9 protein-coding genes are annotated in these 11707 nt (G+C 65.1%); 3 read left to right on the forward strand and 6 right to left on the reverse strand.

Annotated elements, in window-relative coordinates:
- Positions 1-352: 352 nt before the first annotated feature.
- Positions 353-622 carry a GCG_CRPN prefix-to-repeats domain-containing protein gene (locus RFM52_RS25735; protein WP_320294434.1) on the reverse strand — a complete coding sequence of 90 codons (270 nt, stop codon included), beginning with the start codon at positions 620-622 and terminating at the stop codon, positions 353-355.
- Positions 623-888: 266 nt separating this feature from the next.
- Here RFM52_RS25735 and RFM52_RS25740 point away from each other — a divergent pair, with 266 nt between their 5' ends.
- On the forward strand, positions 889-1335 hold the full coding sequence (locus tag RFM52_RS25740; protein WP_320294479.1) for a pyridoxamine 5'-phosphate oxidase family protein: 447 nt from the start codon (positions 889-891) through the stop codon (positions 1333-1335).
- A gap of 38 nt (positions 1336-1373) precedes the next feature.
- Here RFM52_RS25740 and RFM52_RS25745 read toward each other — a convergent pair whose 3' ends face one another.
- From RFM52_RS25745 to RFM52_RS25765, 5 genes are all read right to left on the reverse strand, one after another.
- The gene (locus RFM52_RS25745) at positions 1374-2945 is read right to left on the reverse strand and encodes an indolepyruvate oxidoreductase subunit beta family protein (protein ID WP_320294433.1); all 1572 of its coding nucleotides are present in this window, start codon (positions 2943-2945) and stop codon (positions 1374-1376) included.
- The gene (locus tag RFM52_RS25750) at positions 2938-5091 is read right to left on the reverse strand and encodes an indolepyruvate ferredoxin oxidoreductase subunit alpha (protein ID WP_320294432.1); all 2154 of its coding nucleotides are present in this window, start codon (positions 5089-5091) and stop codon (positions 2938-2940) included. Before RFM52_RS25750 ends, RFM52_RS25745 begins: the two co-directional genes overlap by 8 nt.
- Before the next feature lie 55 nt (positions 5092-5146).
- Complete coding sequence (locus tag RFM52_RS25755) at positions 5147-5629, reverse strand: MarR family winged helix-turn-helix transcriptional regulator (protein ID WP_320294431.1); 483 nt, start codon at positions 5627-5629, stop codon at positions 5147-5149.
- Positions 5629-7200 carry a phytoene desaturase family protein gene (locus tag RFM52_RS25760; RefSeq protein WP_320294430.1) on the reverse strand — a complete coding sequence of 524 codons (1572 nt, stop codon included), beginning with the start codon at positions 7198-7200 and terminating at the stop codon, positions 5629-5631. Before RFM52_RS25760 ends, RFM52_RS25755 begins: the two co-directional genes overlap by 1 nt.
- Before the next feature lie 304 nt (positions 7201-7504).
- Positions 7505-8296, reverse strand: a complete 792-nt coding sequence (locus tag RFM52_RS25765) for a cyclase family protein (protein WP_320294478.1) — start codon at positions 8294-8296, stop codon at positions 7505-7507.
- Positions 8297-8417: 121 nt separating this feature from the next.
- Here RFM52_RS25765 and RFM52_RS25770 point away from each other — a divergent pair, with 121 nt between their 5' ends.
- Both RFM52_RS25770 and RFM52_RS25775 read left to right on the forward strand, forming a co-directional pair.
- Positions 8418-9992, forward strand: coding sequence for a phytoene desaturase family protein (locus RFM52_RS25770; RefSeq protein ID WP_320294429.1), 1575 nt, complete (start codon positions 8418-8420; stop codon positions 9990-9992).
- 178 nt (positions 9993-10170) lie between these two features.
- Positions 10171-11700: an ABC transporter substrate-binding protein gene (locus RFM52_RS25775; RefSeq protein ID WP_320294428.1), complete on the forward strand. Its 1530-nt coding sequence runs from the start codon at positions 10171-10173 to the stop codon at positions 11698-11700.
- The last annotated feature ends 7 nt before the right edge of the window (positions 11701-11707 follow it).

The raw sequence follows: 11707 nt of genomic DNA on the forward strand, positions 1-11707 counted from the left end.
TTCCGCTGGAGTTAATCACAGCCCAGTTTGGCACATTCGATGCCGCAAGGGGCCGTCCACCCATCATTCTATGGCGGAGCAAGGAGCGAAGCGACGCGCAGACCATAGAATCCATGCCGTGAGGTCGAGGCGTTGCCGCGGTGCAGAATTCTGCTCCGCTGCATCCCTCGGCCAAGGTCACGGAATGGATCCTCGGGTCTCCGCGTCCGCTTCGCTTCCGCTCCGCCCGTGGATGACGAAGCTGAGGGGCTTCGGCCAATCACGAACGTTCCGCGAAGCTCAACGAGATAGCCCCTCAACAAAAAACGCCCGCGCCGTTGCCGGGCGCGGGCGTCGATCCCTCGACGGATCATCAGCTCCAAAAACCGCGATGCCAGCGGCCGTGATACCAGAAGCCGGGGTGCCAATGGCGCACATGCATCGGGCGGATAATCACTCGGCCGTTCGGCACGCATCTGCCCCAGCGGTTCATGTGCCAGCCGGGGCCGCAGCGCCAGCCGACGGTTTCGATGGGTAGCGGCACGGCATTGGGTTTGGCCATCGGCATGGCCTGCGAGCCGACGCCGGACAGCATCAAGGTGCCGGCGGCCAAGGCGACGGGCAGAAAGTATTTGGTGAACATGCGTTGTCTCCGTAATTCATCCCTACATCCGTGAAACGGAGGACGGGGCCAAATTCCGTCGGAGCCGCATCGATCACATCTTCGTCAGATCGGTTCGCCGCACGGTTTCGGTCGGTGCGGCTCTATACGGCATGGCAGGCCCCGGCCTTCGCCCCGTAACAAATTGATCCATATCAATGAGCCTGGACGTGTCCCGCACTAGTATCGGCAAGAACCGATCGACAGAAATCCGCGAGGCCGAAGGCCGGCTGAAGGAGATCACACAGATGATGATCCGCACGCTCTCCACCCTGGAATGCACGAAAATGTTGGCGGCCAACCGCACTGGACATCTGGCATGTGCGAAGGACGGACGACCCTACGTCGTATGTTTCAATTACGCCTATGCCGACAGTCACCTCTATGCATTCTCTTTGCCGGGCAAGAAGATCGACTGGATGCGGGCCAATCCCCTGATATGTGCGCAGGTGGGAGAGCACACGCAGGGGCGCGGCTGGAGAAGCGTGATCGTCGACGGCCGCTATGAGGAACTGCCGGACCGAATCGGCCACCGGGTTGAGCGCGACCATGCATGGTCGGTGTTGAGCAAGCACACGGACTGGTGGGAGCCCGGCGCGCTCAAGCCTGTCATGCCTCCCGTCTCAGACAGTTTGCCGCACGTCTTCTTCCGGATCCATGTCGAGGAGGTCTCTGGACGGGAAGCGACCGAATAGCCAATCCGTGGCAACAACTCGCGCGTTACAAAGCCGGCCTATCCGCCCAGCGTCGCCACCGTCTTCAACGCGCCATCGAGCATGTCGCCCTTTTCGTCCTTCAGCGCCGCCTCGCGCAGGCGGCGGATCCAGTCGGCGGCGTCTTCACGACCCTTGAGCATGGCTAGCGCCGACAGCACGCGGTCGAATTTCGACTGGGCGCGGGCATGGGTGTCGCTGTAGCCCTTGATCAGCCGGCGGCAGTTCAGGATCTCGGTGGCCAAAGTGTAGTTGTCCCGCGCATGAGCGAGCGCCAGTTCGTACCAGCGCTCCAGATGCTCGACCTCTATCCTGTGGCGCAGCAGGCGGCGGCGCCAGCGGCGCAGGCCACCGATGAACCACAGCATGGCGAAGCCGGAAAAACTGTCGGTGCGGATGTGGCGGCCGCGATTGATGCGGCGGTCGAGGAAGGCGGCGAGTTTTGGGCGGCTCTCGATGTAGCTGCCCAGGCCCGCCGGCAGCGTGCCGCAGAACTCCTCGATGCGCGGATGGAAATATTCGGTGACCTGCAGCACCGAACCGTCCTTGACGCCGACCTCCTTGCGCACACGCTTGTTGCGGGTCGAGCGCGTCTTCAGATCGGCGACGCGGATCATGTCGTCGTAGCACATGGCGTTGGCGAGATGCTTTGCGGCCGCAATCGACAAAGCATAGCCGCGCGCCGCATCGTCCAGCGCCACCGCTCTGTCCAGCCGGTCGAGATATTCGCGGCCATAGGCGATGTCCTGATAGTCGACGACCTTTTTCAGGCCGCGTTCGGCCATGTCGCGCGGCGATTCCGGCAGCGCCGCGACGCGGCCGGCAAGCTCTTGCCAGCCTTTCAACAGCGTTTCGGGACCACTGACCTTCGCCGTTGGCTTGGGTGAGGCATCGGCAGGCTCCGCCGCTTTTTCGCCGGCCGGCGCTGCCACGACACCGCGTGCGCGATCGCAGGCAGCGCCGAAGGCGGCGAGGCTCGCCTTGACGCCACGGCCGCCGGCGCCGATCGCCTGCTCGTAGCTCTCCCGCGTGAAGGGCAGCGCATCGGCGCCGGCCAGCGCGCCGAGCAGGCTGGCCGAGATCATCGTGCCGTTCTCGGCTGCGATCTTCTCCATGTCGAAGGCGATGAAGCGCTTGGACGCAGCCTGCGCCGTCGCATGCACTTTTTCCGACGAGGCGCGGCCGTCGCCCGGTTCGATCTTTTCCGAGACCGCGGCGATGCGGTGCGAGGAGGTGATCAGTGTCGTGCGCTCGGGCGTGACGAAGCCGCGGATGATGGCGCGGCCGGCTTCCATCAGTTCGGCGGCGATCAGGATATCGACGTCGCCCTGCGAAGGCGACAGCGCGAAGACCGGCAGCCGGCCCGTGTCGCGAGCCATTTCGATGTAATAGATCGTCGCGCCCGTGCGCTGGGCGACGCCCGCGACCGAGGTGGACTGGGCGATGTAGCCGTTGCGCTCGGCGACGTCGGTGATCCAGTCGGCGAGCACACCGCCGCCCTGGCCGCCGACGGCGAGCACGGCAAGCTTGATGACGCGCTCGTCGTCATGGGCGCCCGATTTCGGGCGCAGGGGAGAGGTCTGGTCAAGCATCGGCGAACATCAAGCGGCGGCTCTCGCGGCGGCGCTGCAGGAGGCCGATGACGGCGCGGCGCGCGCTTTCCAGGAACCGGTCCCAACGGCCGGGATTGTGGACGACGTCGGCCCGGTAGAAGGACGGGCAGAGCACGGCGGCATCCGCCACCTCGCCGCAATTGCCGCAGCCGACGCAGTTCTGGTCGATCGCGGCGACCGGATCGTCGCGCAGCGGATCGTCGAGCGACTTCACCGACAGCGACGGGCAGCCGGAGAGCCGCATGCAGGCATGGTCGCCGGTGCAAATGTCCTCGTCGACGCCGAATTTCGGCTTCACCACCCGCTCGCCGCCCTTGATCGCCTTGTCGACCAGCGGCTTCTCGCGGCGCTGCCGGTTGAGCATGCATTCCGACGAGGCGACGATGACCTTCGGCCCCTTCTCTTCGGTGGTCAGCGCGTCGCGCAACGCGGCTCGCATCTTGCCGACATCATAGGTACGGTCGATGTGGCGCAGCCATTTGACGCCCATGCCCTTCACCGCCTCGTCGATCGGATGCTTGGTCGACTTGGTGCGGTTCGAAGCCCGTGAGGACAGGATGTCCTGGCCGCCGGTGGCGGCCGAGTAGAAATTGTCGACGATGACGATGACGCCGTCATTCTTGTTGAAGACGGCGTTGCCGATCGAGGAGGTCAGGCCGTTGTGCCAGAAGCCGCCATCGCCGACGAAGGAGATAGAGCGGCGTTTCGCGTCCGGCGAATTGAAGGCGGAGGCCGAGGCAGGCCCCAGCCCGTAGCCCATCGTCGTGGCGCCCAGCTCGAAGGGGGGCATGATCGAGAACAGGTGACAGCCGATGTCGGAGGCGATGTGGTGCTTGCCGAGCTCCTGCTCGACCAGTTTCGTCGCGGCGAAGATCGGCCGCTCCGGACAGCCGATACAAAAGCCCGGCGGCCGGCCGGGGACGACGTTGATGAGATCGGCCGTATCGACACCCTCGCCCAGCTTGTTCGGCGCGCGCACCTCGCCCGGCAGCAGGTGCGGCGCGTTGGCGTGCAGGAAGGAGCCAATGCCGTCGAGCATCACCTGGCCAGTATATTCGCCGGCCATCGGCAGATGCTCCTTGCCGACCAGCTTCGTGCCGCGCCCGGCCTTGTGCAGCATCGCGGCAAAGGCCTGCTCGATGTAATTGGGCTGGCCTTCCTCGACGACGAGGACCGCCTGCTTGCCTTCGCAGAAGGACAGGAACTCGTCGTCTACCAGCGGATAGACGGCGTTCAGCACATAAACCGGCACGTCGGTGTCGCCATAGGTGTCGGCGAGGCCGAGCCGCTGCAGCGCGCGGATGACGGAATTGTACATGCCGCCCTGCATGACGATGCCGACCGAGCCGTGGTCCGGCCCGAAGAGCTCGTTGATCTTGCGGCTCTTGATGAAATCGACCGCCGCCGGCCAACGCTTGGCGACCTTCTCCTTCTCATGCAGGAAGGAGGCAGGCGGTAAAACAATGCGGCCGGTGTCGCGGCGCGGCGCCGACAGCGCATCGGCGACCGACATCGGCGGGCGCTTGTTGTCCTTGGCGATGAAATGGCCGTGGACGTGGCAGCAGCGGATGCGCACCTGCAGCATCACCGGCGTGTTCGAGACCTCCGACAACTCGAAGCCATCCTCGACCGCCTTGACGATGGAGGGCAGGTTCGGGCGCGGATCGAGCAGCCAGACCTGGCTCTTCATGGCGAAGGCGTGGCTGCGCTCCTGCATGATGGAGGAGCCCTCGCCATAGTCCTCGCCGACGATGATCAGCGCGCCGCCGGTGACGCCGCCGGACGCCAGGTTGGCCAGCGCATCGGACGCGACGTTGGTGCCGACCGTCGACTTGAAGGTCGCGGCACCGCGGATCGGATAATGCACGGAGGCGGCGAGCATGGCGGTGGCGGTGGCTTCGGAAGCGCTCGCCTCGAAATGCACGCCGAGCTCGCCCAGGATATCCTGCGCATCGGCCAGCACGTCCATCAGATGGCTGATCGGCGCGCCCTGGTAGCCGCCGACATAGCCGACGCCGCATTGCAGCAGCGCCTTGGTGATGGCGAGGATGCCCTCGCCGGCGAATTCCTCGCCGGCGCCAAGTCTCAGCTTTTCAACTTCCTTGGCAAAAGACCGTTCGGCCATTTTCGCCTCCTTCCGTTGCCGTCTTCCCGTTGCCTTGGGGAGGCGGCGCGTACATCTAGATTTCGTGCTTGCGAATGTTCTTCAGCATCTTCTGGAGCGTCGCGATCAGCGCCGCGTATTCGGCATCGTCGACATCGTCGAACATCGCCTCGAAAGCGTCATGCATGGCCGGCCAGGCGCGCGTGAACAGTGCCCGTCCATCATCGGTCAGGAACACATGGCGGAAGCGGCTGTCGCTGACGCCCTGCTCGCGCCGCACCAGGCCCTGGCCTTCCAGCGTGTCAAGCGTGCGGCTCAAGGTCGACTGCTCGATAACCGTGTAGACCGAGAGGTCGTTGACGGTGACGCCGTCGGTGACCGACAGCACGGCCAGCGTGCGCACCTGCGGAATGGTCAGGCCCTGCTTGCGGAAGTCGTCACGCAGCGTGGCGTTGTAGCGGCCCATGATGCGGTTCATCAGATAGGGCGCGAACTGCTGCAGGCCAATCTCACCGAGGGTCGAGATGCGCTGGCGCCTTTCAGCGAGCTTCTGTTCCATCACAGCCTCCCCGCCAAGAGGAAGCCGGAGCCACCGCCGAGGCCGGCGCCCGGATGGGTCGAGGCGCCGATATGGTAGAGGCCCTTGATGCCGGTCTCGTGGTTGCGGCTTGCCTTGAACGGTCGCCACAGGAAGGACTGATCGATGGTGGACGAGCCGCCATAGGGATCGCCGCCGACCAGGTTGACATTCATCGCTTCGAGATCGGCCGGTGAATAGGCGCGGCGCGCGATCACGGTCTCGCGGAAACCGTCGATATGGTTGGCGAGGATCGTCTCCACGCGGTCGGCATAGGCCTCGCGCAGCGCGTCGTTCCAGCGACCGTCTGCCGGGGCCTCGAGCTTGCCGGCGGCATCGCCCTTGATGTGGCGCGGTGCCTCCGGCAGTTGCAGCCACAGGATCGCCTTGCCGTCCGGGCAGCGCGTCGGATCGAGCGCGTGCGGCTGGCCGACGCAGATCGTCGGCACCTCCGGCAGCAGGCCGCGCACTGCTTCGTTGCAGGCCTTCGACACGCTATCGAGCCCCGGCGTCAGATGCAGCAGGGCCACCTTGTCGAGGCCCTCGCCGCGCCAGGCCGGCGGCTTGTTCAGCGCATAGTGGATCTGGAAGTTGCCCTTGCCGTAGCGATAAACGCGCGCCGCCTCGACGTCGCGTTCAGGCGCATCCCTGCCGAGCAGGCGGCCGTAGAGCTGCGTCGGCGTGACCGAGCAGATGACGCTCTTCGTGGCGTTCAGCGTTTCGCCGGAAGCGAGCCGCACGCCGCTGGCCCGGCCGCCGCTCTGGACGATCGCGTCAACGTCGGCGTTGACGCGGATCTCGCCACCGCGTTCCTTGATCAGCGCCTCGAAGGCGGCGAGCAGGTTCCTGGCGCCGCCCTTGACGATCGGCGCGCCGGCGGCCTCCAGCGCGAAGGCGATGACCTTGGCGATCTGGCCGGAGAAGGCGTCTTCCGGTCCGAGCCCGGCATGCAGCACCCAGGGCGCCCAGAGCGCGCGGACGAGGTCGGAACTGTAAGTCGTTTCCAGCCAACCCCGCGCGGGCACCAGCGCCTCGCCCATGAAGGCGGCAAGGTCGCGCGGGCCGCGCCGCCAAGCCTCGCCGGCGATGAGCTTCGTCGTCGGATAGGACCAGAGCGCGCCGCCAAGCAGGCCGAACAGCAGCCCGGCATTGCGCTCGATGCCGCCGACATCGCCGCCGTGACGGTCGCCGTCGCCGGGCGCGGTCCGGTTCAGCGCTGCGATGTTGGCGGCGCGGTCCGTGGTGATGACGGCATGGCTGCCGTCGGGCGTGAGCACGCCCGTCGGCGTGGCGGTGTGGCAGAACTCCAGCCCGTGCCGCGCAAGGTCCTTGCCGAGCGCGGCAAAGGCCGGCGAGGTGATGAACAGCACGAAGGTCGTGGCCATCACGTCATGGACGAAGCCCGGCACTGTCGCCTCCTCGGTGCGCATGCAGCCGCCGATGCGGTCGTTGCGCTCGAGCACGAGCACGCTCGCGCCCTTGGCGCCAAGCATCGCCGCGCAGACCAGGGCGTTGATGCCGCTGCCGACGACGATGTGATCGGGGGCGGTCATTGGGGGCTCCCGGGTAAGGGAGCGTCAATCGCTCCATGCCGGGTTCCTTCGCGCCCCCCTCTGCCCTGCCGGGCATCTCCCCCTCTTGGGGGGAGATTGGCAGCTTCGGCGCCCCGCGCCGTCCTGCAATCTTGGAGGTTGGCGAAGGCCGGCGTGACATCCGATCTCCCCCCTGGAGGGGGAGATGTCCGGCAGGACAGAGGGGGGCGCCGTAGAGCACTGACGCTCCAGGACGGCCGCCTCGACCTCGTCATAACTCCATTGCCCTCGAGCATGATCTTCTCCCGAAGACCGCCACCCTGCATTACTTGCCCGGCACCAGCGCCAGGGCGCGGATCGGGCTGCCGGTGCCGCGCTCGATCTTGAGCGGGGCGGCAATCAGGATCGCCCCCTTCGGCGGCAGCTGGTCGAGGTTGCACAGGCTGGCCAGCCCATAGCGGTTGGCCTTGTGCATCAGCGTATGCGCCGGGAATGGCGGCTCCATCCCTCCTGCTTTACCGGCATCGGTGCCGATCGTCTCAGAACCCCAGCCCTTGATATCCTTGCTGATCAGGAACTGGATGGCTTCCGCCGTCGGGCCGGGCGTATGCGGGCCGGTCTCGTTGGCGTTGAGGAACTCGGCTTCCGAGCCGTTGCGCTTGTACCAGTCGGTGCGCATCACCACCCACTCGCCGGGATTGATGGCGCCGTGCTTGGCTTCCCAGGCTTTGATGTGGTCGACGGTGAGCAGGAAATCGTGGTCGGCCGCCGACTCCACTGAGCAATCAATGACGTTGACAGGGCCGATGAAATTCTGCGCCGGAATGGTGTCGGTGGCGCCGTCCGGATAGTCCTTGCCGGTGATCCAGTGCTGCGGCGCGTCGAAATGCGTGCCCGAATGCTCGCCGAGCTTCAGCCAGTTCCAGGCCCACCACGGACCGTTCTTGTCATATTTGGAGATCTCGTGGATCTCGACCTTCGGCGTGTCGACGGCGAGTTCCGGCGGCAGCTTGATCAGTGGCGTGTTCGGCCCGAGCGGCGCCGTCAGGTCGACCACCTTGATGGCGCCTGAAAGCAGCTGGCCGGCGACCTCGCCGAGGAGTTTCTGCGTGTCCATGGTCTTTCGTTCCCTCTTGTCGGTGATCATCAAGGCTCGTTGCGGCCCTTAATATACCTACTAGACGAAAACATATGCATCTGCAATTATCTTTAAGCATAAAGCATTTTTGGGGCGGGGCGTGAGCGAGTTCGACGCCATCTTTGTCGGGGCGGGCCACAACAGTCTGGCATGCGCCGCGCATTTGGCGCTCAAGGGCTGGAAAATAGCGGTTTTCGAGCGCAGCGAGGCAATTGGCGGCGCGGTGCGGACCGCCGAATACACGCTTCCCGGCTTCCGGCACGATTTCGGCGCGATGAATTTGAGCCTCTTCGCAGGCTCCGCCTTCCACCGGAAATATGCAAATGAATTGAAAAATCACGGGCTGGAATTCGCGCCCGTGGCCGATTGTTTCGCCAGCGCCTTCCCGGATGGTAAATGGTTCGGCGTCAGCAACGACCTCGAAAAGACGGCGGCGCGGCTGGCTGCCTTCTCCGCCGCCGATGCAGCCGCATGGCGCCGGCTGGTCGGCGCCTTTCCGGGCGAGGCCGAACACCTGTTCCGCCTGCTGGGCTCGCCGATGAGCGCAAGGGCGCTGGCCGGCACGGGCTGGAATCTGTGGCGCAAGAAGGGCCTGGCCGGCGCGCTCGATACGGTTCGATTGCTGCTGTCATCGCCGCGCGCCTGGCTGGAAGAGAATTTCGAGACGCCGCATGTGCGCACGACGCTGGCGGCCTGGGGCATGCATCTCGACTTCGCGCCCGACATCGCCGGCGGCGCCGTGTTTCCCTACCTGGAATCGATGGCCAACCAGAGTTTTGGCATGGTGCTGGGCAAAGGCGGCGCCGACACCATCATCCGCGCGCTGGCCGGCATGGTGGCCGCGGCCGGCGGCAAGATCGCCACCGGCGCGGAAATCGCCGAGATCACGGTTTCGGGCGGCAAGGCGACCGGGGTTAGGTTGGCATCCGGCGAAACCCATGTCGCGCGCAAGGCCGTGATTGCCGGTGTCGCGCCGAAAGCGCTGCCGGGCAGGCTACTGCCCAATGGCTCCGGCGACGCCGGCTTCGATGCGGCGATGAAGACATTCCGCCATGCGCCGGGCACGATGATGATCCATCTGGCGCTGGACGATCTGCCGGACTGGAGCGCCGGCGCCGAGCTTCGGCAATTCGCCTATGTGCATCTGGCGCCATCGCTCGACGCCATGTCACGTGTCTACCAGCAGGCGATCGCCGGGCAGCTGCCCGACAAGCCGGTGCTCGTGGTCGGCCAGCCGACGGCCGTCGATCCGTCGCGCGCGCCGCAAGGCAAGCATGTGCTGTGGGTGCAGGTGCGCATGCTGCCGGCGGAGATCCTCGGCGATGCGGCCGGCAAGATCGCCCCCGCTCACTGGGACGCGGTCAAGGACGCCTATGCCGAGCGCGTGCTCGACATCATCGAGAGCTACGCGCCGGGATTGCGCAAAAAGATCCTTGGCCATGCGATCTTCTCGCCTCTCGACCTCGAGCGCGAGAACCCGAACCTCGTCGGCGGCGACCAGATCTGCGGCAGCCACCATCTGGCGCAGAATTTCCTCTTCCGTCCGGCGCGTGGCTTCGCGCGCTGGAACACGCCGGTCTCGAACCTCTTCCTCACTGGCGCCGCGACATGGCCCGGCGCCGGGACGGGCGCAGGCTCCGGCTTCATGCTCGCCCAACAGCTGGGAGGGAACTAGAGCAATTCCAGGAAAAGTGTGAGCGGTTTTCCGCCCGGAATTGCGTAAAAACAAAGAGATAGGGCGTTTCGCCGTTTCCGTGAAACGCACTAGAAATTCCGGGATGGACAAGGCGCGGTTGCCCACCACCGAATGAAAACGCCGCGCGGACAAATGACAACCAACAAGGGGAACGACCATGACCATCAACAGACGTGACTTGCTTGGGTATGGCGCCGCGGCGATCGGTGCGGCGACGCTGGGCCTGCCGAAGGCGGCAAAGGCGGCGGACGAGCTCACCATCGCCTACAATGTCAACCTGCCCTCATGGGACCCGACGACCGGACCCTCGGCCGTGAACCCGACCATCCAGGGGCTCTATCAGTCGGTGTTCGACCAGATCATCGGGCAGAAGCCGGACCTTTCCTTCACGCCCGGACTGCTCACCGAATGGGGCTGGAACGACGACCGCACCAAGGTGACGATGACGGTGCGCGACGGCGTGAAATGGCATGACGGCTCGCCCTTCACGGCGGAAGACGTGGTCTGGTCGCTGCAGCGCGCCGGCGACGAGAAGACCGGCAACCCGATCCAGTTCGTCTGGAAAAACGTCAACAACTTCAAGATCGACGGCAACAAGATCACCGGCGATGTCGTGCAGTTCGACCCGGTCTATTTCAAGTGGATGTCGTTCCTGACGGGCTACATCCTGCCGAAGGCCTATTACGAGAAGGTCGGCGCCGAGGGCTTCGAGAAGGCGCCAATCGGCACCGGTCCGTATATGGTCGACAAGTTCGAGCGCAACGCCTTCCTGCGGCTGAAGGCCAATCCGCACTATTGGGGCACGAAGCCCGCCTTCGAGAATGTGACGATCAAGTTCGTCACCGACGCGGCGAGCCGCGTCGCCGAGATCGAATCCGGCTCCTCGCAGGTGACGCTCGAAATTCCCTATGAGGAATATGACCGCCTCATCAAGAAGGACGGGCTGGCCGGCTCGATCAAGAATGTCTCCGACATCGGCATGATCTTCTTCAACGACATCGAGGCGATGCTGGACAAGAACGTGCGCCAGGCGGCCGTGATGGCGGTGGACAAGGAGCTGCTGGTCAAGCGGCTGCTGCGCGGCTACGGCCAGCCGATCGCCACGCTGGAGACGCCGGAATACACGGCCTTCGATCCGTCGATCAAGGTCGAGCACAATCCGGAAAAGGCCAAGGAACTGCTCGCCGCTTCCGGCTATTCGACCAAGAAGCCGGTGAAATTCACTATACAGACCACCAAGGGCTTCAAGCCCAAGGACTATGAGATGATCCAGGCGATCGTCGGCATGTGGCGCAAGGTCGGCATCGAGGCCAATATCGAGGTCTACGAGATCGCCAAGCACTACGAGCTGCGCGCCGCCGACAAGCTGGCGCCGGCGGCCTTCTACAATTGGGGCAACTCGATCGGCGACCCGACCACCTCGACCGGTTTCGCCATGTACGGCCCAAGCCCGCACTCGGTGTGGGACAGCCAGGACCTGATCGACATGATCAACCCGCTTTGGGGCGAGAAGGACGAGGCCAAGCGCATCGCCGGCTGGAAGGCCGTCGACAAGTACATCGCCGAGCAGGCCTATGTGCTGCCGCTGATGCAATATGCGCAGCCGATCGTGCACTCGAAGAAAGTCAATGTCGTGCAGCATGTGTCCGGCGCGCTGCTGCCGGCGCTGATGACCCCGGCCGCCTGATCCTCGG

The sequence above is a fragment of the Mesorhizobium humile genome (assembly GCF_033977215.1).
Lineage (GTDB): Bacteria > Pseudomonadota > Alphaproteobacteria > Rhizobiales > Rhizobiaceae > Mesorhizobium > Mesorhizobium humile.

Coding starts and splice junctions, on each gene's coding strand:
- RFM52_RS25735 (WP_320294434.1), bottom strand. CDS start 622: ATGTTCACCAAATACTTTCTGCCCGTCGCCTTGGCCGCCGGCACCTTG.
- RFM52_RS25740 (WP_320294479.1), top strand. CDS start 889: ATGATGATCCGCACGCTCTCCACCCTGGAATGCACGAAAATGTTGGCG.
- RFM52_RS25745 (WP_320294433.1), bottom strand. CDS start 2,945: ATGCTTGACCAGACCTCTCCCCTGCGCCCGAAATCGGGCGCCCATGAC.
- RFM52_RS25750 (WP_320294432.1), bottom strand. CDS start 5,091: ATGGCCGAACGGTCTTTTGCCAAGGAAGTTGAAAAGCTGAGACTTGGC.
- RFM52_RS25755 (WP_320294431.1), bottom strand. CDS start 5,629: ATGGAACAGAAGCTCGCTGAAAGGCGCCAGCGCATCTCGACCCTCGGT.
- RFM52_RS25760 (WP_320294430.1), bottom strand. CDS start 7,200: ATGACCGCCCCCGATCACATCGTCGTCGGCAGCGGCATCAACGCCCTG.
- RFM52_RS25765 (WP_320294478.1), bottom strand. CDS start 8,296: ATGGACACGCAGAAACTCCTCGGCGAGGTCGCCGGCCAGCTGCTTTCA.
- RFM52_RS25775 (WP_320294428.1), top strand. CDS start 10,171: ATGACCATCAACAGACGTGACTTGCTTGGGTATGGCGCCGCGGCGATC.